Source organism: Nonomuraea sp. NPDC050786 (genome assembly GCF_040654115.1).
Taxonomy (GTDB): domain Bacteria; phylum Actinomycetota; class Actinomycetes; order Streptosporangiales; family Streptosporangiaceae; genus Nonomuraea.
The window spans coordinates 16,775-38,389 of the sequence record NZ_JBFAHJ010000014.1; the positions used below are offsets into that span (position 1 = coordinate 16,775).

Genomic DNA, 21,615 nt, shown 5'->3' on the forward strand with positions numbered 1-21,615 from the left:
GCGGCGGCCGCGTCGTTGATGGTGTTGGCGCCGGGCCGCGTCCACGTGCCCTCCAGCGTCTGCCCGAGCCGCATCGTGCCCGCCGCGACCGCATCACCGCCGCGGATGCCGGACCTCCGCGTCGGCGGGCGCCGCGCAGAGGCTCACGACCACGGCGAGGACCAGTGCGGCCCCGAAATTACGACGAAGTCTCAGGAGGCAAACCCCTCCAGACATCCGATGAATACAGCAGCCACAGGAGCCGGTCAAGGGCCTTGACGCAGTAACGCGCAAAGTGATCCTATGACTCATGATAGGAAAGTTTCCTAATGGAGGGTCGATGCGATTACTCATCACGAGCGCGCTGACCGTGGGGCTGCCCCTGCCCGCCCTCCCCGTCTTTGCCGGCCCCGTCGGGTCGGGGCCCTGGACCGAGTACTCGCCCGCGTTCACCGTCCAGGAGCGGGGCTGCGGTGACGTCAGCGACTTCATGCTCGCCGTCGAGCGCGGCGGCCGGCTGTACGCGGTGCACGGCGGCGACACGATCGCCACGGGCTGCGACGATCGGCGCCACGGTCCGCGTCAACACCGTCCACGTGGTCGGCGGCGTCCACCGCACCTACGTCAACGGGTCGCTGAAGCACACGGTGTCGGGCGAGAGCGGCAGCTTCTACGACAAGTTCGGCGCGCACCGGACGGCCGGCGGCCAGGGGCCCGCCTCGGTCGAGTGGAGCGGCATCCGCTTCTGGCGTAAGCAGGGGGCTGCGGTGCCGCCGGGGCAGAGCTCGTACACGCATCCCGACCCGATGCCGCGGACCACCTTCTCCTACCGGCTGCGGCCGGTGGGCAGCGAAGGGGCCGCTCCCACCGGCCTGAAAGCCACGGTGACGCAGGCCGACGGCGTCCAGCGGACGACCGGCGACGACCCCCCATCCCCCACCACCGAAGAAAGCTCACCATGAACAAGCTGTCCGCGTCCGGTGCGCTCGCGCTGGCCGCCATGTTGGCGCTGAGCGCCTGTTCGAGCGGTACGTCCGGCACGTCCGCCGCCCCCTCCTCCCGAGGCTCGTCCGGCGGCAAGCAGAAGGTCACGTTCCTCGTCTTCCCCTCGCCGAACCTGCCGGAGTCGTACTGGAAGGCCCAGGTGGCGCTGGTGACGAAGGCCGATCCCGACCTCGACGTGGAGCTGGTCGCCGCGCCGTCGGAGTCGGAGCGCAACGACTACGCCAAGCAGCTGGCCGCCTCCGGGCAGCTGCCCGACGTGCAGATCGGCATGCAGGACCTGATCGCCCTGGAGCCGAGCCTGGCGCCCTGGACCGAGCAGGAGCTGAAAGACTTCCTCTGCCCCACCTGCGGCGCGGTCAACGGCAAGGTGCTGCAGCTGCCGGCCAACACCCAGACGATCCCGAACGTCTACTACAGCAAGAAGCTGTTCAAGACGGCCGGGATCGCGGCGCCGCCCAAGACGTACGCCGAGTTGCTCGCCGACGCCGAGAAGCTCAAGGCCGCCGGGATCACGCCGTTCGTCAGCGGCGGGGCGTTCGTCACCTCCCAGCCGTGGACCGCCATCCTGGCCACCGACCTGTACGCCAGGACGCCCGGCTGGATCGCCAAGCGCCGCGCCGGCCAGGTCACCTTCGCCGGCGACCCGGCCATGAAGGCGGCCACGCAGAAGTTCGCCGACCTCGCCGCGAAGGGCTACATCGACAAGCGGCAGATCGGCCAGGACTACCCCAAGACGCAGGAGGCGTTCCTGGCCGGCAAGGGCGCGATGTACCCGATGGGCAGCTGGTTCGCCGCGGCCGCCGACCAGTCGGACATGAAGGACGACATCGGCGTGTTCGCCTGGCCCAGCGATGACGGGAGCCTGCACCTGCCGGCGTTCACCGGCGGCGGCCTGTCCGTGAGCGCCACCGCGAAGAACCTGGCCGCGGCCAAGAAGTTCGCGCTGGCCTTCCAGCTCACCAGGGAGAACCTGGACGCCTCGGTCAAGGCCGACGCGCTGTTCCCGGCCGTCAAGGGCTACACGCCGCCGTCCACCACCGGCCCGGTCTTCAAGGCCGTGTACGACCTGTGGCAGCAGGCGATCAAGCAGAACGCGACCGTCCCGGCGTTCGGCTGGGAGGCTGGCGACGCGGCCATGCTGCCCGGCATGCAGGGCAAGTTCTGGTCGGCCGCGCAGGATCTGGTCAGCGGCAAGAAGACGACGGACCAGACGCTGGCGTTCCTCGACACCGAATGGGAGAAGAGCGGCTGATGGCCGTCAGCACCACCCATCGCAGGCCCGGCGCGCTGACCCGCCCTGGGAGCAGGCGGCCGGCGCTGCCGGGCCTGTGGCACTTCCTGACCTTCGCGGCGCCAGGCACGCTCGTCTACACATGCCTGGTGCTGCTGCCGATCGCCATGAGCGTCGGCTACAGCCTCACCAACCAGGCGCTGCTCAGGCCGAACACGCAGTTCGTCGGGCTGCGCAACTACGCGCTGCTGCTGAAGGACGACACGTTCCTGAACTCGCTGCGGGTCACCACCGTCCTCTCCCTGATCGTGGTCATCGTCCCGAACGTGCTCGGCGTGGCCATCGCCGTCGTCCTCGACCGGCGCGGCTGGCTCTACAACGCGCTGCGCAGCGTCTTCTTCACCCCCATGGTGATCAGCTCGGTGGTCATCAGCGTGATCTGGACCCGCGTGCTCGCCGACGACGGGCCGGTCAACCAGGGGCTGCGGGCCCTGGGGGTCGGCGAGCCGCCGGGCTGGCTGTCGGACCCGGACATCGCGCTCTACTCGCTGTCGTCCATCGTCTGCTGGCAGATGCTGGGGTTCTGCGTGGTCGTCTACCTGGCCGGGCTGCAGGGGGTGCCGCAGGAGCTGGCCGAGGCGGCCGCGATCGACGGGGCCGGGCCGCTGCGGCGCTTCTGGAAGGTCACCTGGCCGCTGCTGGCGCCCGCGCTGACCATCAACACGGTCGTCCTGCTGATCTCCGCGTTCAAGATCTTCGACCACGTCAAGGTCATCACGAACGGCGGCCCGGGCACGGGGACGACCGCCAGCGTGGCGTTCGTCGTCCTGCAGGAGGGGTTCGTGGAGAACCGCACCGGCTACGCCTCCGCCGAGGCGGTCGTCATGCTCGTCATCATCGCCCTTCTGTCGGTGATCACGCTGCGGATCCTGCAGCGCAGGGAGGTGCAGCTGTGACGGGGTCCCGCCTGCCGTGGGTGCGCCCGCTGGTCGCGCTGGTCATCGGCGCCGTCTTCTTCATCCCGCTCTACATCGCGCTGATCAACGTCTTCAAGGCGAGCGGTCAGGTGGCGCGCGACACGATGGCGCTGCCCGCGCCGCCCACCCTCGACAACCTCGTCCGCGTGCTGACCGACCCCGACAGCCTCTTCTGGTCGTCGCTGCGCACCAGCGTCGTGGTCACCTCGCTGTCGATCGTCATCCTGACGCTGCTGTCGGCGATGCTCGGCCACTACCTGGCGCGGCACGGCCAGTGGTGGTCGCGGGCCGTCATGGTGCTGCTGCTGTGCGGGCTGATGATCCCGCCGCAGGTCATCCTCATCCCGGTCACGCAGGTGCTCAAGTCGCTCGGGCTGATGTCCACGCTCCAGGGCCTCATCCTGTTCAACGTCGGCTACTACGTGCCGTTCGGGGTGTTCGTCTTCTCGGGGTTCATGAAGGGGATCCCGCGCGAGCTGGAGGAGGCGGCCGCGATCGACGGGGCGACGCGGTGGCAGACGTTCTGGCGCGTCGTCTTCCCGCTGCTGCGGCCGGCCACCGCCAGCGTGCTGATCTTCCTCGGCGTGTGGATCTGGAACGACTTCCTCAACCCGCTGATCATCTACGGGCCGCGCGAGGGCACGACGATCATGACGGGCGTGTACAAGTCGCTCGGCCAGTACGCCGCGGACTTCGGCGGCATGTTCGCCCTCATGTTCCTGGCCACGCTGCCGATCCTGCTCTTCTACCTGCTGCTGCAGAAGCAGTTCGTCAAGGGCCTCACGGGCGGCGCGACCAAGGGCTGACGGCCTCTTCGAGGTGGAGGTCCGGCGGCAGGCCGGTGACCGCGGCCCTGCCGTCGTGGTCGACCCGCACCTCGACCTCCGTGCCCGCCACCCGCAGTCCGGCGAGGGTCAGCGCTCCCAGGGGCGCGCCGGACAGCGGGCGCACGTATGCCCGGCCCGCCGGCACGTCGGGGTAGAGGCCCAGGGCCGCGTGGGCGATCGTGAGCGCGGCGGCGGCCGACCAGGCCTGGGGGCGGCAGGCGGCGGGGTAGGCGACCGGGCGGCCCACCTGGTCCCTGGCGTCGCCCGCGTACAGCTCCGGCAGCCGGTAGCCGAACGACTCGGCCGCCGCCAGCAGCCCCTCGGCGAGGGTGGCCGCCTGCTCGCCGAAGCCCTCCCTGGCCAGGGCGGCGATGACGATGGCCGTGTCGTGGGGCCAGACGGATCCGCAGTGGTACGACAGCGGGCTGAACCCGCCCTCACGCGACGACATCGTGCGCAGCCCGAACCCCTCCGCCATGCCGGGAGACGCCAGCAGATCGGCGACCCGGGCGGACTCCGCCCACGACAGCAGGCCGGTGCCGAGGAGGTGGCCGATGTTGCTGGTGAGGGCGTTCACCGGGCGCTTGTCGCGGTCGAGGGCGAGCGCCGGGAAGCGGCCCTGCGGCCCGTCGACCCAGAACGCGGCGCGGAACCTCTCGGCCAGCGCCGCCGCGTACTCGCGCCACCTGGCCGCCCCCGGCAGGTCGAAGGCGTCCAGCAGGGCGGCCCCGTGCAGGGCGGCCTGGTGCGCGTAGCCCTGGACCTCGACCAGCGCGATCGGCGGCTCGGCCTGGCGGCCGTCGTGGAAGCGCACCGAGTCGCCGGAGTCCTTCCAGCCCTGGTTGGCCAGGCCGTGTCCGCTGGCGTCGACGTACTCGACGAACCCGTCGCCGTCGGGGTCGGCGTGGTCGGCGAGCCAGCCCAGCGCGGCCCGCAGGTGCGGCAGCAGCTCCTCGACCTCGGACGGCGGCATGCCCCAGCGCCAGGCGTCGTGCAGCAGGCTGATCCAGAGCGGGGTGGCGTCGATGGTGCCGTAGTAGGCGGCGGGCAGCCGTCCTTCCTGGCCCGCCAGCTCGAACGCCTCCCTGCGCAGCTCATGCATGATCTTTCCGGGGGCCTCCCCCGTGTCCGGGTCGAGCCGCCTGCCCTGGCGGCGGGCCAGCACGCGCAGGGTGCCCGCGGCCAGCCGGGTGCCGAGGGGGAGCAGCATGCGCGCCGCCCAGATGCTGTCCCTGCCGAAGAGGGTCAGGAACCAGGGGGCTCCCGCCCCGAGGAACGTGTCACCGGGCGCTCCCGGCTCGGCCAGCCGGAGCGACCTGAGGTCCTCGAGCGACTGGTCGAGCAGCCTGGTGATGCGCCGGTCGGATGCGGTGACGCGCGGCGGGCTCCATTCGAGGGCGGCCGCGGGGGTCACGACGACGGCGGCGGGGTCCTCGACGGCGACCTGCCAGCGCAACGTCACCTGCCCGCGCGGCGGCAGACTCACCTCCCACCGCAACGACGCCACGCCCGCCGCGTCAACACCGTCCGCCACGCGGTAGGCCGCGCCGCCCTCCACTCCCCCGGTGGCACCGGCTCCGGCGCCGTCACGTCCACGGGGCTCGGTGCCGTCGCCCGCTCGCGGGCCGCCGGATCCCCCGGCCGGGGCCGCGACCGGTGTCGAAGCGTCTTCGCCGGTGACAGTTACGTGGGTGGTGTCGGAGCGCCAGGTCAGGCGGCCCTGGCCGGCGGCGGTCGCGCGGGCCGGGGTGCCGGGGTGGCCGGACTTGACCGCGTCGATGGCCGCGAAGTCGCAGGACAGCTCGACCGTGACCGTGGCTGTCACGGGCGACGACGCCGTGGAGGTGATCACCACCTGCTCGCTCATCCCGTACGGCGAAAGCTCCCGCAGCCGGTCCAGCCGGACCGTGGGATCGGCCGTTGGGTCGCCGAGCCAGCGGGCGAGCGACACGAAGCGGTCGCGACCGGCGCCGGCGGACGCGTGCCCGACGGACTCCGGCTCCCGCCCGTCCACGAGCAGCCGGGCCTGGGAGAGCACCCGGCGGTCCGCGTAGAAGAGCCCCTGAACGCCGGCCGGGCGGATCTGGCCGTCGGCGTCGCTCAGCGCGCTCGCCGGCGCCATGACGGTGCTGACCAGATCGTGCAGCAGCGGCTGAAGCACTAGGACTCCCCTGGGGTCGGGTCGATGATCAACGGCAGGTCTTGACAGAAGGTCGCCGGGGGTGCAGATTTCGAAACACTCCGCAAACTTTGAACGATCAAATCATGCATCATCGGACTTTGAACGTTCAACCCCTCGAAAGGCGCTTCATGGCGGAAAAGGTGACGATCACCGACGTGGCCCGAGCGGCCGGCGTGTCGCGCCAGACGGTGTCCAACACGCTCAACAGCCCCGAAGTGGTCCGGGAGGAGACCCGCAGGCACGTCCTGGAAGTGATCGAGCGGCTGGGTTACCGGGCCAACCAGGCCGCCCGCCAGATGCGCACCGGCCGCTCGCGCCTGATCGCCATCCGCATCGAGCCCGACGGCGACGGGATCAGCGGCTCGGTGCTCGACCGCTTCCTCCACGGCCTGACCGAGACGGCGGCCCAGGAGGGGTACCGGATCCTGCTCTACACCGCCGCGGACGACCGGTCGGAGATCGCCACGTACGAGGACCTGCTCGGCGCCTACAAACCGGACGCCTTCGTCCTGACCGCCACGCACCACGACGACCTCCGCACGTCCTGGCTGCTGGAGCGCGGGCTGCCGTTCGTCGCGTTCGGCCGGCCGTGGAGCGACCTGCCCGACGCCCGCCATCCGTGGGTGGACGTGGACGGCGCCGCGGGCACCGAGGCGGCCACCCGCCACCTGCTGGCCGCCGGCCACCGGCGCATCGGCTTCATCGGCTGGCCGCCGGGCTCGGGCGTGGGCGACGACCGGCGGGAAGGATGGGCCCGCGCCCTCGCCGCCTCGCAACGTGGCACCGACCTCACGACCTCCCAGCAGGGCGCCACTCTCGCGGCCTCCCAGCAGGGCACCGACCTCGCGGCCTTCCGGCAGGGGCCGGACGCTGCGGCCTCCCAGCAGGGCGCAGCTCTCGGCGGGTTGCAGCGGGCGGTCGAGGACGGTATCGCCGCCGGAGAGAGCGCGGCCCGCGACCTGCTCGCCGCCGATCCCGAGCTGACCGCCCTGGTGTGCGCCAGCGACTCCCTGGCCCTGGGCGCGCTGCAGGCGCGGGAGCCGGGCCGGCCCGTCGCCGTGATCGGCTTCGACGACACCCCCGCCGCCAAGGCCGTCGGCCTGACCAGCGTCAACCAGCCGCTCGCCGAGGCCGCGGCGGCCTGCGTCGAGCTGCTCGCCCGCGCCCTGGAGAGCCCCGACGCCGAACCGCCGTCCACGCACGTGCTGCTGCCCCCAAGCCTGATCATTCGCCAGTCGGCTTGACTCCCCCGCGCCGCCACGCTCACGTTCGGTTTCGAAGTCGGCGCACACCGATCACGTGATCTCTTCCAGCCGGGGCAGGTGGGTGCCGATGAAGACCGGATGCCGAAATTTGGTGACGAAACCCAAATGTGCGTGCAGCATGAAAACACAGTGCCTGCCGGTTCTGACATCGGCGTACTCGCCCATAAACCAACTCTAGAATCAGCCTCGTGCAGCTTCGGTACGCCTACCGGATCGACCCGACCCCCGCCCAGCGCACCGCACTGGCACGGGCGTTCGGGTGCGCGCGGGTGGTGTTCAACGACGCGCTCGCGCTGCGCAACCACGCCCACCAGGTCGGCCTGCCGTTCATCACCGATGCCGAGTTGTCTCGCACGGTGATCACGCACGCCAAGCAGACACCTGGACGGGCCTGGCTGGGCGAGGTATCGGCGGTGGTGCTGCAGCAGGCCCTGGCCGACTGCACCACCGCGTTCCGCAACTTCTTCGCCTCGCTGTCCGGCAAGCGTAAAGGTCCGAAGGTGGCCCCGCCCCGGTTCCGGTCCCGCAAGGACCATCGGCAGGCGATCCGGTTCACCAAGAACGCCCGCTTCGCCGTCACCCCTCGCGGGAAGCTGCGCCTGCCGAAGATCGGGGACGTGAAGGTGCGGTGGTCACGAAAGCTGCCCGCGCCCCCGTCTTCGGTCACCGTCATCAAGGATGCGGCGGGCCGGTATTTCGCCAGTTTCGTGGTCGAGGTGCGCGAGCAGCCGCTGCCCGCCACGCTTGCCGAGACGGGGATCGATCTGGGGCTGGGCCATTTCGTCGTCCTTGCGGCCGGCCGGAAGATCGACTCTCCGCGGTTTCTGCGCCGGGCGGAGAAGAAGCTCAAGAAGCTGCAGAAAGCGCTGTCACGTAAAGAGAAAGGATCGTCCAATCGGGCCAGGGCCCGGGTGAAGGTGGCCCGCCGGCATGCGAAGGTCGCTGATGCGCGTCGCGAGTTCCATCACCAGACCTCCACACAGATCATCCGTGAGAATCAAGCGGTGTATGTGGAGGACCTGGCGGTGAAGGGGCTGGCGCGCACGAGGATGGCCAAGAGCGTGCATGACGCGGGCTGGTCGGCGTTCGTGAGCATGCTGGAGTACAAGGCGAAACTGTATGGCAGGCAGTTCGCCAAGGTCGGCCGGTTCTTCCCGTCGTCCAAACTCTGCTCGGCCTGCGGGAGGCTGGCCGAGACGATGCCGTTGAACGTGCGGGAATGGTCCTGCCCGTGTGGCGCCGTCCATGATCGGGACGTCAACGCCGCGATCAACATTCTCGCCGCCGGACGGGCGGAGAGACTAAACGCCTGTGGAGGACCGGTAAGACCACCGCTCGCGGCGGCACGGGCCGACGAAGCAGGAAGCCATGGAAGTGCCGCCGCATGAACAGCGCGGCACAGGCCAGAATCCGCGACGTTTACGCCGGGGAGCACGTCAAGAGAAGGTGTTCGTCAACACCGACCTGCCGCTGTGGCTGGGCAACTCGGTGCTGGTGACCGTGGTGGTCACGGCCGGGCGGGTGCTGCTCGACTCCATGGCCGGCTACGCGCTCGCGCGGCTGCGCTTCGCCGGACGGCGCGCCCTGTTCTCGGCCATCGTGGCGATCATGGCGGTGCCCGGGGTGGTGCTGTTCATCCCGAAGTTCCTGGTGCTGAACCAGTTCGGCATGTACGACAGCTACACCGCCCTGATCCTGCCGGTGATCGCGGACGCCGCCGGGGTCTTCATCATGAAACAGTTCTTCGACTCGCTGCCGGTCAGCGTGGAGGAGGCGGCCCGGGTGGACGGGGCGGGGGTCTTCCGCACGTACTGGTCGGTCGTGCTGCCGATGGCCCGGCCGGCGCTGCTGACGCTCACCATCATCTCCTTCCAGGGCACCTGGAACGCGTTCCCGCACACTCTCGTCGCGGTGCGGAGCCCGAAGCTGTTCACCCTGCCGCGCGGGCTGGCCGACCTGGTGACCGGGTCGCTGGGCAAGGACACGCAGTATCCGCTCAAGCTGGGCGCCGCGCTGCCGGCGACCCTTCCGGTGGCCGTCGTGTTCGTGGTCTTCCAGCGGTACTTCGTACGCGGCGCCAACGAGGGCTCTGAGAAGGGCTGATGGCCATCCATTCCCTTGAGCGTCAGCGCTTGTTCACAGACGGGTAGCGCCAGGACCATAGGTTCCGATCTCATGAAATTTGATGACAAATCGCCCAGGCTCTCCCGGCGTTCCCTGCTTGCCGGTGCGCTCTCCGGAGCCGGTCTCGCCGCGCTGAGCGGCACCGCCGCGTACGCCGACAGGAGAGCGCCACGGGTCCTGATCGCCACGAACGAGCCGTGGGGCACCTACCACGTGGCGCCGCTGCTGCCCGAGGCGCGGCGGCAAGGGTGGGAGATCGCGCAGCTGGTGCCGGATCTGTCCGGGATCAAGCCGGGCGACCCGGTGCCGGTGGTGACGCCCGACCGGGTTCAGGGCGCCGATCTGCTCGTGGTGACGGGCGCCGGGGACTGGCCGGCGGAGTGCGCGGCGCGGTTCCCCCGGCTGCCGTTGATCGCAAGCTCGCTGGCGTACCAGCTGCCCGTCGAGGCGCCCCGCGCGAAGGAGTTCCGCGACCGGCTCAGGGCGATCACCGCGTCCTCGCCCGCCGAGGCCAAGGTGTTCGACGACTATCTGGGCACGCGCCGCCCGATCGCGGTCGTGGGCACGCCACAGACCGACGACCTGCCCAGGCACGCCCCCGAGCCCGGGACCGTCCTGGTGCTGACCAGCGTCACCAGGTCGAGCGGCACCGGCGGCTCGGCGCCCGGCACCGAGCTGCTCCTGGCCGCGGCCGAGCGGCTGACGGCGGCGGGCAAGCACATCCTGGTCGGGCTGCACCCGCGCGAGGACCGCTCGCTGTGGGAGCGGTACGAGATCAGCTCCGTGCCGTCGGTCCAGGCGTCGGCGCGGGCCGAGGCCGCCATCGGCATCCCGGGGACGGTCTTCCCCGTGGTCGCGGCCGTGGGCGTCCCGCTGGTGGGCTGCACGGATCCGCGCCTGCAGATCCCGCAGTACCTGCTGAGCGTCTGCTCGCACACGATCACCGCCGCGGACGAGGCCGTGCCGGCCGTGACGGAGGCCGAGCCGATCTCGCGGAAGGTGCTGTACGAGGCGGTGGGGCCCGTCGGCGGCTCGGCCCGCCGCCTGCTCAAGGTGTGGCGGAAGGCGGGCATCCGCGGCTGAGGCCACTCGGCGGGGGATGTACCTCCCTCCCCGCCTCCAGCGCAGCACGGAGGCGGGGAGGGAGGTCGTCACTTCAGTCCGTAGGCCCGGTGGACGGTCTGCTCCACGGTGTTGCCCTCGGCGTCCGTGGCCCGGGCCCTGAGCCCCACGGCGCCCGTGGTGCGGGAGAGCTCGGGCGGCGTGATGGTGGCGCGTCCCGAGGAGGACACGGGGACCGGGGTCCAGTGGGCGCCGTCGTCGAACGTGACCGAGAGCTGCAGCGCCGTGAGCTTCGCGTCCCGCACGCCGTAGGACCCGTGGTAGCCGGTGACGGTGATCCGGTGCGAGGTGCCCGCCTTGAGCCGGTTGTCGAGGTCGAGGGGCACGTCGTAGCGGAGGTTGAGCCGCCTGACCGGCTCGCACGGCGCCAGCTTGCCCGTGATGAACCAGGCCAGGCAGAGACCGTCGTCCGTCGTGGACATCCCTCCGGTCGGCTGCTTGGACCGGAAGGTCCACGCGGTCTCGACATCCTTGGCGTACAGCTGCGACGGGTTGGGGGTGTGGAACTTGTCGGTGAGCCGGTAGGCGGCCTCCGTCTGCGGCAGGGTGAAGGTCGGCACGATGAACGCGACGATCGCCAGCACGATCTGGGCCTCGACGAGGGGGATCTCCTGCCCGTCGCGATACAGGCGCATCTCGTCCTTGCCGCCGTGGACGTCGCTCTGGAAGTTGGCGTTGTACGTGTACGCCTCCTGGTGGTTCGGCACCGGTCCCATGACCGGCACGGCCGCCAGGAAGGTGTCCTGTGTGCGGCACGGGAAGCACATGGCGACGCCCGCGTCGACCACCGCGTCGGAGACGACGACGTTGCCGGGCACGCGGGGCTGGATCCCCCACGCCTCGGTGCGCGATCCGGACTTGGCGAAGATGTCCACGGCGGTGGTCGTCAGCGCGTGTCTGGCGTAATAGTCGTCGCCCTCGTCGTACATCGTGGTGTTCGTCCGGGTCCAGACGACGTCCGGCGAGAGCGGCCCGACGTACTCGGTGAGGGTCGTCTGCGCGCGCACGGCGTGCTCCATGGACCACGGCCCGGCGTACGCGCCCGGATGGGTCAGCAGCGACGCCGCCGTGCTCAGCTCCACCTCGCCCGGCCGGTCGGCGTGGAAGCGGTCGTCGATCTGCTGCAGGTCGCGCGGCTTGATCGAGTAGCGGACGTCGGCGGGGACCCGGCCCTGCTCGGGGAGGAACAGCGAGTACAGGTACGGCGTGGTCGCGACGCCCTCCGCCGTGACCGTCACCGGCCGGCGCCGGGACAGGGCGGCCAGCGCGCGCCCCTGCTCGGCGGGCAGGCTCATGGTCGGGATCGGGTAGGTGGGCCAGCTCGCGGCCGGGTCGAGGAAGGACCGGCCGGCGGCCCCGTACCCGAGGACGGCGGCGGCGCCCGCCTGCTGGGCGGCCTTGACGCGGTCCAGGGCGTTGCCCGTGCAGGCCGTGGCCGGGCACAGGTCCGCGAGGTCGAGCAGGACGAGCTTGCCCCGCACGTCCAGGCCGCTGAAGTCGGCGCCCTTGCCCGCGGGGACCAGTGCGAGCCTGCTGCGGCCGTCGAGTTTGGGCGTCACCGTCTGCAGGTTCGCGTAGCGCGGGGTGAGGTCGGGGCCGCCGGGGACCTTCATGCGGATGGCCGGGGCGCCCATCTGGTAGCGGCCGGTCAGATGGAACGTGCCCTGGGTGACCTTGCGCGTGGGCAGCATCAGGTAGTCGTCGATCCCGTACTGCGGATACAGCGACGACGCGTCGACAGAAGCCATGCCGTTGGCCGCCTTGCGCCGGAAGGCGTACTGGGAGAGGTAGACCTCCGAGTCGCGCGGCGTCTCCACGGAGACCTTGCGCGCCTTGCGCAGGTCGAGCGTGACCGTGGTGTCCTTGGTGATCTCGATCTGCGGCTCGACGGGCAGGGCCTGGGCCCATTCGCCGTCCGCGCCGCGCCAGGCGAGCGCGCTCATCACGGCGTAGGTGCCGGGGTAGACCTGCGCCTGGCTCTCGGTGCCCGTGGTGGGGCTGTAGGAGTACTGGAGGTCGTCGCGGTCGTCGGTCCGCATGAGCAGCCACGGGATCTCCGTGCTGCCGGTGGCTCCATCGGGCAGCACCAGCCGGGTGCGGACGGTGACCTTCCGCGGCTCGACGAACGCGCCGACGGCCGTGTTCACCTGGACGTCGCCGCTGGAGGCCCGGACGTACCCCTCGTACCAGGTGTCGGGGCCGGCGGGGTCGAACGTGACCGTGACCGGCGCGGTGCCGTGCGCGGGGACGGTGACCGTGCCGCGGTCGAGGGTGAGCGTGCGGGCCGGCAGGCCGCCGCCCCGGTGCGCCTTGACGCCGGTGCTCAGGGTGAGGGTCACCGGCTGGTCGCCGTCGTTGGTGTAGGTGAGGGTCTTGGCGACCGGGCCGCTCTGGGGCGAGGGCAGGAAGCCGAAGTCGATGCTGCCGGAGGCGCGTACCTGCTGCTTGACGGCGCGGGCGACGTCGACGCGGCCGGCGCCCTGCTCGTAGGCGTCCTGCCCGTCGCCGTGGGCGGTGCTGGTCAGCGCGGCCTTGAGCTGGACGTTGGTCCAGTCCGGGTGCTGCTGGGCGAGGATCGCGGCGGCGCCGGCGACGTGCGGGGTGGCCATCGACGTGCCGGACGCGGCGGTGTAGCCGTCCTCGGCGGGCTCGCCCATGGTGGTGCCGTGCGCGCGGGCGGCGACGATGTCCACGCCCGGGGCGCTGATGTCGGGCTTGAGGCTGTAGTCGAGCGGGGTGGGGCCGCGGCTGGAGAAGGAGGCGAGCGCGTCCGAGCGGTCCACGGCGGCGACGGTCAGCGCGGAGGCGGCGGTGCCGGGCGAGCCGATCGTGCGGTTCTGGCCGTCGTTGCCCGCAGCGATCACGAACAGCGCGCCCGAGTCGGCGGAGAGCTTGTCCACGGCCTGGTCCAGCGGGTTGTCCGGGCCGGGGCAGCACCCGCCCAGGCTCATGCTCACCACGCGGGCCTGCTGGGCGACTGCCCACTGCATGCCCGCGATGATGTCGGACTCGAGGCCGCTGCCGTAGTTGTTCATCACCTTGCCGACGAGCAGCGACGCCTCGGGCGCGACTCCGCGGTACTTGGGGCCGTTGCCCGCGATGATGGAGGCGACGTGCGTGCCGTGGCCGTGCCCGTCCTCGGCGCTCGGCTCCGAGCTGAAGTTCGCGGTGGCGGCGATCCGGCCGGCCAGGTCGGGGTGGGTGGCGTCCACGCCGGTGTCGAGCACGGCCACCTTGACGCCCGTGCCCTTGAGCCCGGCCGCCCACGCCTCGGGGGCGCCGATCTGCTTGACGCTCCGGTCGAGCGCGACCTGGACCTTGCGGTCGAGCCAGATCTTCGAGGACGCGGCCCTGGCGGTGGCGACCCCGGACCAGAACTGCCCGGCGGCCTTCTTGTCCACCTTGACGGCCATGCCGTCGATGCTGGCGAGGGCGCGCGCCCCGGCGATCCGCTGCTGGGCCCCGTGCTGGACGATCACCGGCAGGGTGGGGCTCTCGGCGTCGGAGTAGCCGTTGCCCGCCAGGTACGCCACGTCGAACAGGCCCCTGTCCAGGCGGCCCGCCGACAGCTCGTCCATCACGTCCGTGGGGTAGACGTAGTACGCCTTGCCCTCGCGTACCGACATGAAGAACACCGGCGCGCCGTCGGGCCTCCGGGCCGGCTCGACCTGGGCCTGCGGGCTGCCGTCGGGGGCGGTGCCGTAGGTCACCACGTCCCCGGTGATCAATGTGATCTTCTTGGCGGACTCCCCCGCCGCACCGGCGACCGGCGCCGGGGCCGAGGGGGTGGGAAGGGGGGTCGGCGCGGCCATCCCGGTGGACAGCAGCACGCCTAACGCGACAAGCGAGCGGCCGATCATGCGTCTCCTCAGAGATCATCGAGTCCCGGGAACCATGACAGATCGCAGTAAAGCCGCGAAAGATGATCGAGAGTCCTTTTCCCGCCATGTACGGAAACAGGACAAGCGCGACCCACGGCGGGGCCCGGCGCGGCGATCACGGACGGTAAGCTGGAAATGACGGAAGGGGGACGTCATGATCGAGGTCAAGAGCATCGACAAGCCTGACGAGCGCCGCGACTTCCCCATGGGGCACATCGAAGTGTGCAACCTGGAGGGCCTGACCTTCGGCGTGGCCACGTTCGAGCCGGGCTGGCGGTGGTCGTCGTCGGTGAAGCCGATCGCGGGCACCGACTCGTGCCAGGTCCACCACAACTGCTTCGTCGTCCAGGGCCGGCTGCGCCTCCGGAGCGACGAGGGCGGCGAGTCCGAGGTGGGCCCCGGCGACGTCTTCGTCTGCACGCCCGGACACGACGCCTGGGTGGTGGGCGACGAGCAGTGCGTGGTCTACGACTTCGCGGGCGGCGCCGCGGAATACGCCAGGGGCACCCGGACCCTCTGATCGGGGCCGGACATGGCTGTGGCCGGATCGCCAGTCCGGTGCGATCCGGCCACAGGTCAGTGGGTGTTTAACCGCAGTGTTCGAAGGGGCTCTCGTACGTGCTGGTGCCGACGCTGCCGCCCCACTTGACGCACTTGTCGGCGGCGGCGGCCCGGACGGGTCCCGCGTAGTACTCGAACTTGCCCGAGTCCACGATGCGGGTCTTGTCCTTCACCTCCAGGAAGGCACTGGTGTCGGAGGCCGTGCCCAGGGAGATCTTCTTGAGCGTGGCCACGCAGTTGTAGCCGTTGGCCGAGTTGTAGAGCAGGTAGACCGTGCCCGCCGTGCCGAGGGCCTGCGAGTCGATCACCTTGTAGCCGCTGCCGCACACCTCTTCCGGCGTGTGGGGGTTCGTGCCGCCGCCCCCGCCGCTTCCGCCGGTGACGTACTGCATGTACTTGGTCCAGTCCCAGTAGCGGCCCGGGTCGGTGTGGTCGGTGCCGGGGACCTCGACGTGGCCGATGATGTGGGTGCGGTCCTTGGGGATGCCGTACCGGTCGGCGATGTTGCGGGTCAGCGCGGCCGACGAGCGGTACATCGCGTCGGTGAACCACGTCGCGTTGTCCACGAAGCCCTCGTGCTCGATGCCGACCGAGCGCCGGTTGTAGTTGCCGGCATGGAAGGCGCGGTCCTTCTCCCTGACCATCTGGGTGATGGCGCCGTCGGAGGAGCGCACGACGTAGTGGGCCGAAGTCGGGTTCGGCCTGGGCCCGGTCTGGAACCAGTCGATCGTCCCGGCGTAGGAGCCCTGCGTCACGTGGATGACGATGCGGTCGATGGCGTCACTGGCCGGCCGGTTGGAGACCGCGTAGTTGCTGCTGTGGGCGGGCACCCACACGGCCGACGGGTAGTCCGTGCTCGCCGCGAGCGTGCCGGGGTTGCCCAGGTCGTCCGCCTTGGCGTACTGGCCGCGGTCGGGCGTCACGGCGCGGGCCGGCACGGTGACGGTCTCGCCACCGGGCGTGGTGGCGCGGATGCCCTCACCCAGCATGTCGTAGACGGTGTCGGCGTAGAGCCGGGCGACCTCGGGCGAGGACGCGCCGGAGTACTTGGCCACCGCCTGGTACCACTTGCCGGCGTCCTTGCGGGCGGCGGCGGTCAGCTTGAGCTCGTCGGCGTAGGCCCGCAGCACGGCGGCGCCGCCGGCGATGTTGGCCGCGTCGTCCGCCTTCAGGGCCGAGAGCGGCTTCTTGGTCAGCGTGACCGCCCGGTCGAGGGTCTTGGCGGTGACCAGGTGCATCACGCCGTAGCCGTCGTCCGCGCTGGGCTGGCCCTTGTGCCCGTCCAGGTGCGTCTCGGAGTACGCGACCGACACCAGCAGGTCACGCGGCACCTCGTAGGCGGCCGCGGCCTTGGCGAACGCGTCGGCCATCGGGTCGGCGGCGGCGGCCGAGGCCGGCTGCCCCGCGCCCGCGAGCATCGCCAGGGGGATGACCGCGCCCGTAAGAATCATGCGCATCTTCACAGAGTTCAGCTCCCGCAGTGCCCGGACGGGGCGTCGTACTTGCTCGAGCCGACGCTGCCGCCCCACTTGACGCACTTGCCGGCGGCCGAGCCGCGGACCGGTCCGGCGTAGTACTCGAAGCTGCCGCTGTCGGTGACGCGGGTCTTGCCCTGGACCTCGAGGTAGGCGCTGGTGGCGCTGGCCTTGCCGAGCGAGGTCTTCTTGATCGTGGCCACGCAGTTGTTGCCGTTGGCGGAGTTGTAGGTCAGGTAGACCGTGCCGGCCGTGCCGAGGGCCTTGGACTCGATCACCTTGTAGCCGCTGCCGCAGACGGACTCGGCGGTGTGCGGGTTGGTGGAGCCGCCGCCGCCACCGCACTTGTTCTTCGAGGTCACCGAGGCGATCGGGTAGCCGAAGGTGACGCCGTTGAAGACGGCCTTCTTGATGTTGGCCGGGTAGCTGGAGCCGTTGCGCACCTCGTAGTGGAGGTGGGGGCTGATGTTGTTGCCCGGCTTGCTGGTGTTGCCGACGGTGCCGATCTTCTGGCCCTGGGCGACCTGGGCGCCGGCCGAGACGGCGCGGGAGTTCAGGTGGGCGTAGTACGAGGTCCAGCCACCACCGTGGTCGATCTTGACCAGGTTGCCGTAGCCGTTGGCCGAGCCCTGGTGGGCGGAGATGACCACGGTGCCGGCCGCGGCGGCGACCACGGTGTCACCCTTGTCGGCGTCGGGCGTGCTGCCCCGGTTGAAGTCGATCTCATACGACCGGTGGGCGCTGCTCCCGCTGTTGTTGCCCGTCCAGGTCTGGCCGCACGGGAACGGGAGCTGGAAGCTCGGGGCGGCCAGGGTCGAGACCGGCGGGACGTCCACCTGGTTCGGCGGGTTGCCCATCTCCCCCTCGTCCTCCTTCGCCGAGGACGACGGCGAAGGGGTCGGGGTCGGGGCGGCCCATGCCGCCGTCGCGATCGAGCTTGTGGCGAGGCTGAAGAGCAGGGCAACCCCGGCCGTAAGCACCCCTCTGGGTCTCATGCGGATACCTTTCTGCGCGCGCCGGAGGGGGTGGTCCCCGACCGGCACCGCGAACTGTCCGTTGGATCTTTCGAAGCGCTCTTGCTGGGGACCAAGATTGCGAGTACGACATACAAAGAACATCCAAAATCGGTATAAAGGCCCTTCCAGCTTGATACGCCTCACCCACGGGCGCCCCGCCCGGCGTCCAGCTCAGGAGTACGCGCGGTCATGGTGGTTGAACAGCCCGTATTCAGTGTTCTTGGGCCGTTGCAGGTCCGGTCTCCTGAAGGGCTCCTTCGGATCGCGGGCAGGAAGCCCAGGCTCCTGCTCGCCTCGCTGCTGCTGGACGCCAACCAGGTGGTCAGCTCGGACATGCTCGTCGAGGTGCTGTGGCCGCGGACGCAGCCGTCGTCCGCCGTCGCCAATCTGCGCACGTACGTGAGCTCGCTGCGCTCGGCCGGGGTCCAGATCGTGGCCCAGCCCTCCGGCTACGCGATCGAGATCGACGCGGAGCGGCTGGACGCCCTGCGGTTCGAGGAACTGGTGACCATGGCGCGGGCGGCGGGCCGTACCGACGAGGCCTTCGAGCATTTACGCCGCGCTCTGGCGTTATGGCGCGGGGCGCCGCTCAGCGACCTGCCCGCCAGCCCGCTGTGGGACGGGCGGCTGCGCGCGCTCACCCAGGCCCGGCTGGCCGCGGCCGAGGAGCTGGCCGAGCTGAAGCTGGCCCGCGGCGAGCACGCCGGCGCGATCGACGACCTGCGCCGGCTGATCGGCGAGCACCCCTACCGGGAGGATCTGTGGCAGCGGCTGATCCTCGCCCTGCACCACAGCGGCCGGCGGGCCGAGGCGCTGCACGCCTACACCACGATCAGGCGGCAGCTCGTGGACGAGCTGGGCATCGAGCCGGGGCAGGACCTGCGTGACGTGCACGCCTCCGTGCTGGCGGGCGACCCCGCGCCCGCGCCCGTGACGGCGGGCGATCCGCCTCCGGCGCCCGCCGCCGCGCCCCACCAGCTCCCCGCGGACGTGCCGGACTTCACGCCCCACCAGCTCCCGGCCGACGTGCCGGACTTCACCGGCAGGGCGGCGGACGTGGCGGCCCTGACCCGGGCCCTGTCGGCGGGCGAGCGCCCGCCGGACGGGCCGCCTTCGATCGCCGTGGTGACCGGGCCGCCCGGCGTCGGCAAGTCGGCGCTGGCCGTGCACTGCGCGCACGCCCTGCGCGCGGAGTACCCGGCCGGCCAGCTCTACCTGTGCCTGGGCGGCACCGACACGACGCCGGCCGACCCCCTCGACCTTCTCGCCGAGGCGCTGCGCGCGCTCGGCGTCGCGGAGCAGGCCCTGCCGCCCACGCTGCGCGAGCGGGCCTCCCTGTACCGGTCCCTGCTGGCCCGGCGGCCCATGCTGGTCTTCCTCGACGACGCCGCCGACACCGCGCAGGTACGCGCCCTGCTGCCCGGTCACGGCTGCGCGGTGCTCGTCACGAGCCGGCGGCGGATCGCGGAGCTGCCGGGCGCCCTCCAGCTCGAGCTCGACGTGCTGCCGCCCGAGGAGGCCGAGGAACTCCTCGCCAAGATCGTCGGCGCCGAGCGGGTGGCGGCGGAGCGCGAGGCCGCACAGGCGATCCTGCACTCCTGCGGCCACCTGCCGCTGGCCGTCAGGGTGGCGGGGGCCCGGCTGGCCGGGCGGCCCGGCTGGCCGCTGAGCGTGCTGCGGCAGCGGCTGGATGACGAGACGAGCCGCCTCGACGAGCTGCGCGCCGGCGACCTCGAGGTACGCGGCTCGTTCGAGCTCAGCTACCGCCGGCTGCCCGGCGACGCGGCCCTGGCCTTCCGCGCGCTCGGCCTGCTCGGCTCCCAGTCCGTACCCGGCTGGGTGGCCGACGCCGTGCTCGACCGGCACCGGTCGGACACCGTGGTGGACACCCTCGTGGACGCCAACCTCCTGCGCCTGGCCGGCACCGACCCCGTCGGCCAGCCCCGCTACCGCCTGCACGACCTGGTCCGCTGCGCCGCCATGGAGAAGGCGGGCGCCCCCACCATCGACGGGGCCGAACGGCACGCGCTCGTCAGGGTGCTCGGCGGCTGGCTGACCGCCGCCGAACACGCCGCCGCGCGGCTGCCGACCACCCTGTTCGGGCTGACGTCCGACGGGGCGCCCCGCTGGAGCCTGGAGCGGGAGACCCTCGGCCGCCTGACCGCCGAGCCGCTGGCCTGGTTCGACGCCGAGCATGAGTCCCTGGTCGACGCCGTACGGCTGGCCGCCGGCGCGGGCCTGGCCCAGTCCGCGTGGGGGCTGGCCGCGACCCTGGTGCCCTACTTCGACCTGCACTGCCGCCTGGACGAGTGGCAGAGCACGCACCGCGTCGCCCTGGACAGCGCCCGCGCGGCCGGCGACCGCCACGGCGAGGCCGCCATGCTCCGCGGCCTGGCCCAGGTCTGCCTCTACCAGGACCGGTACGCCGAGGCCGGCGACATGTTCCGGCGCGCGCGGGCCATCTTCCACGAGCTCGGCGACACGCGGAGCGAGGCGATCTCGATCTGCGGGCTGGCGGCGGTCAACCAGTTCTCCGGCCGGCACCTCAGGGCGCTCGGGTCCTTCAGGCACGCGCTGGCCATGTTCCTGGCCATCGGCGACAGGAGCGGCGAGGCGTACGCGCGGCAGGCGATCGGGCGCGTCTACCTGTCGCTGCGCGACGTGCGCCAGGCCTCCAGGTGGCTCGGGGACGCCCTGCGGCTGGCCGAGGAGCTCGGCGACGCGCACCGCGAGGGCTGCGTGTCCATGCAGCTCGGCCGCCTGTACGACCTGGTCGCCGAGTCCGACAGGGCCATGCGCTTCCAGGGGCACGCGCTGGACATCTTCGAGGCTCTCGGGGATCGGCACTGCGGCGCGTACGCGATGCGGAACCTGGGTGGGCTCCAGGTGGCCAGGGGCGACCGGTCGGACGGCTCCGACCAGCTGGAGCGCTCACTGGTGATCTTCCAGCAGCTCGGGGACCGGAGCGGCGAGGCGGACACGTACCAGTCGCTGGGCGAGCTGTACCACTCGTCCGGGCGCTCCGTGCTGGCCCGCCACTACCTGCACCAGGCCCGCGAGCTGCGCAGGGAGCTCAGCGAGTCGTTCGCGTGACGGCGGGGTGTGCGGCCAGCCATCCCGCCGTGGGCCAGGTCTCGAGGCGCCACGCGCTGTCCCAGAACATCCACTCGTACTCGGTGGCCCGGCAGAACGCCGCCTCCATCGCCCGGCGCGTCCCCGGGTCGGCGAGCTCGGCCAGCCGGTCCACGAGCGCCCTGGCCTGCTCCACCGAGGCCGCGAACGACGGGTCGGAGTAGGTGGCGATCCAGGTCCGGTACGGGTGGCCGGCGGCGTCCGCCGTGCGCTCGAGCAGCGCCGTGCCGACGTCCTGGTACACCCAGAAACACGGCAGCACGGCGGCGGCGAGCACGGGCAAGGGAGCGGCGAGGGCCGTGGCCTGGAGATAGGAGGAGTAGGCCAGGCAGGTGGGCGAGGTGGCGATGGCTTCTGTCTCGTCGGGCGCCAGGCCGAACTGCTGGAGGTAGCCGGCGTGCAGCCCGCGCTCGACGACCAGCGCCGTGTGCGCGCTCCGGGCGAAGAACGCGGCGTCGTCCGGGTCGGTGGCGCGGGCCGAGGCGGTCGCGAGCACCTTGGAGTACGCCACCAGGTAGCGGCCGTCCTGGACGAGGTAGAACGCGAAGCGCTCCCGGTCGAGGGTGCCGTCGCGGAGCGCGGTGTTGAACGGGTGGTGGTGGATCGCCTCGAGCAACGCGGCCGTGCGCGTCCACATCTGCTCACAGAAGGTCACCGATGACGTCCCTTCGCTAGTGCGAACTAGATCAGGTTCGACGGGTGTGATCTCAGCCCGGCCTCCCGGGCACCCCGCGTCACAGGGAACGCTAGCAGAGGGCGAGAAGCGACACCACGGCCCGCACTCTCACCAGAGCGGTGGCGGCCGGCAGACCGGCCCAGACGATGGGCCGCCGCACCG

16 protein-coding genes and 1 riboswitch are annotated in these 21,615 nt (G+C 71.5%); of the genes, 10 read left to right on the plus strand and 6 right to left on the minus strand.

Going from position 1 to position 21,615, the window contains the following annotated elements; all coding sequences use genetic code 11:
• Positions 1-452: 452 nt before the first annotated feature.
• Genes AB0H84_RS24820 through AB0H84_RS24835 form a run of 4 tightly spaced genes read left to right on the plus strand, consistent with a single transcriptional unit; the run spans position 453 to position 3,998 of the window.
• The gene (locus AB0H84_RS24820; RefSeq protein WP_357608490.1) at positions 453-941 is read left to right on the plus strand and encodes a hypothetical protein; all 489 of its coding nucleotides are present in this window, start codon (positions 453-455) and stop codon (positions 939-941) included.
• Entirely contained in the window at positions 938-2,236 is a 1,299-nt protein-coding gene (locus tag AB0H84_RS24825; protein WP_357608493.1) for an extracellular solute-binding protein, read from the plus strand. Before AB0H84_RS24820 ends, AB0H84_RS24825 begins: the two co-directional genes overlap by 4 nt.
• Positions 2,236-3,171, plus strand: a complete 936-nt coding sequence (locus AB0H84_RS24830; RefSeq protein WP_357608496.1) for a sugar ABC transporter permease — start codon at positions 2,236-2,238, stop codon at positions 3,169-3,171. Before AB0H84_RS24825 ends, AB0H84_RS24830 begins: the two co-directional genes overlap by 1 nt.
• Positions 3,168-3,998, plus strand: a complete 831-nt coding sequence (locus tag AB0H84_RS24835; protein ID WP_357608499.1) for a carbohydrate ABC transporter permease — start codon at positions 3,168-3,170, stop codon at positions 3,996-3,998. Before AB0H84_RS24830 ends, AB0H84_RS24835 begins: the two co-directional genes overlap by 4 nt.
• Here the strand turns inward: AB0H84_RS24835 and AB0H84_RS24840 are convergent.
• Positions 3,973-6,180, minus strand: a complete 2,208-nt coding sequence (locus AB0H84_RS24840) for a glycogen debranching N-terminal domain-containing protein (protein WP_357608501.1) — start codon at positions 6,178-6,180, stop codon at positions 3,973-3,975. The two genes, AB0H84_RS24835 and AB0H84_RS24840, sit on opposite strands and share 26 nt — an antisense overlap.
• Positions 6,181-6,329: 149 nt before the next feature.
• Between AB0H84_RS24840 and AB0H84_RS24845 the strand changes: the two genes are divergently transcribed.
• Positions 6,330-7,445 carry a LacI family DNA-binding transcriptional regulator gene (locus AB0H84_RS24845; RefSeq protein ID WP_357608504.1) on the plus strand — a complete coding sequence of 372 codons (1,116 nt, stop codon included), beginning with the start codon at positions 6,330-6,332 and terminating at the stop codon, positions 7,443-7,445.
• Between the two features lie 51 nt (positions 7,446-7,496).
• On the opposite strand, the gene AB0H84_RS24850 is transcribed toward AB0H84_RS24845, so the two are convergent.
• Positions 7,497-7,631, minus strand: coding sequence for a hypothetical protein (locus AB0H84_RS24850; protein ID WP_357608507.1), 135 nt, complete (start codon positions 7,629-7,631; stop codon positions 7,497-7,499).
• Positions 7,632-7,654: 23 nt separating this feature from the next.
• Between AB0H84_RS24850 and AB0H84_RS24855 the strand changes: the two genes are divergently transcribed.
• From AB0H84_RS24855 to AB0H84_RS24865, 3 genes are all read left to right on the plus strand, one after another.
• A complete protein-coding gene (locus AB0H84_RS24855; protein WP_357608510.1) occupies positions 7,655-8,854 on the plus strand; it encodes a transposase in 1,200 nt (399 codons plus the stop codon).
• A 58-nt stretch (positions 8,855-8,912) separates the two neighbouring features.
• On the plus strand, positions 8,913-9,569 hold the full coding sequence (locus AB0H84_RS24860; RefSeq protein WP_357608513.1) for a carbohydrate ABC transporter permease: 657 nt from the start codon (positions 8,913-8,915) through the stop codon (positions 9,567-9,569).
• 72 nt (positions 9,570-9,641) lie between these two features.
• The gene (locus tag AB0H84_RS24865) at positions 9,642-10,673 is read left to right on the plus strand and encodes a hypothetical protein (protein ID WP_357608516.1); all 1,032 of its coding nucleotides are present in this window, start codon (positions 9,642-9,644) and stop codon (positions 10,671-10,673) included.
• Between the two features lie 68 nt (positions 10,674-10,741).
• Here AB0H84_RS24865 and AB0H84_RS24870 read toward each other — a convergent pair whose 3' ends face one another.
• Complete coding sequence (locus AB0H84_RS24870) at positions 10,742-14,572, minus strand: S8 family serine peptidase (RefSeq protein ID WP_357608518.1); 3,831 nt, start codon at positions 14,570-14,572, stop codon at positions 10,742-10,744.
• A 175-nt stretch (positions 14,573-14,747) separates the two neighbouring features.
• Between AB0H84_RS24870 and AB0H84_RS24875 the strand changes: the two genes are divergently transcribed.
• Positions 14,748-15,113 carry a cupin domain-containing protein gene (locus tag AB0H84_RS24875; RefSeq protein WP_357608521.1) on the plus strand — a complete coding sequence of 122 codons (366 nt, stop codon included), beginning with the start codon at positions 14,748-14,750 and terminating at the stop codon, positions 15,111-15,113.
• A gap of 67 nt (positions 15,114-15,180) precedes the next feature.
• On the opposite strand, the gene AB0H84_RS24880 is transcribed toward AB0H84_RS24875, so the two are convergent.
• On the minus strand, positions 15,181-16,611 hold the full coding sequence (locus tag AB0H84_RS24880; protein ID WP_357608524.1) for a peptidoglycan recognition family protein: 1,431 nt from the start codon (positions 16,609-16,611) through the stop codon (positions 15,181-15,183).
• An 11-nt stretch (positions 16,612-16,622) separates the two neighbouring features.
• Complete coding sequence (locus AB0H84_RS24885) at positions 16,623-17,624, minus strand: M23 family metallopeptidase (protein ID WP_357608527.1); 1,002 nt, start codon at positions 17,622-17,624, stop codon at positions 16,623-16,625.
• Positions 17,625-17,834: 210 nt separating this feature from the next.
• Between AB0H84_RS24885 and AB0H84_RS24890 the strand changes: the two genes are divergently transcribed.
• Complete coding sequence (locus AB0H84_RS24890; protein WP_357608530.1) at positions 17,835-20,738, plus strand: BTAD domain-containing putative transcriptional regulator; 2,904 nt, start codon at positions 17,835-17,837, stop codon at positions 20,736-20,738.
• Here the strand turns inward: AB0H84_RS24890 and tenA are convergent.
• Positions 20,719-21,432: a thiaminase II gene (gene tenA / locus AB0H84_RS24895; protein ID WP_357608533.1), complete on the minus strand. Its 714-nt coding sequence runs from the start codon at positions 21,430-21,432 to the stop codon at positions 20,719-20,721. The two genes, AB0H84_RS24890 and tenA, sit on opposite strands and share 20 nt — an antisense overlap.
• A riboswitch (TPP riboswitch) is annotated at positions 21,424-21,519 on the minus strand. (Overlaps the previous gene by 9 nt.)
• Positions 21,520-21,615: the final 96 nt, after the last annotated feature.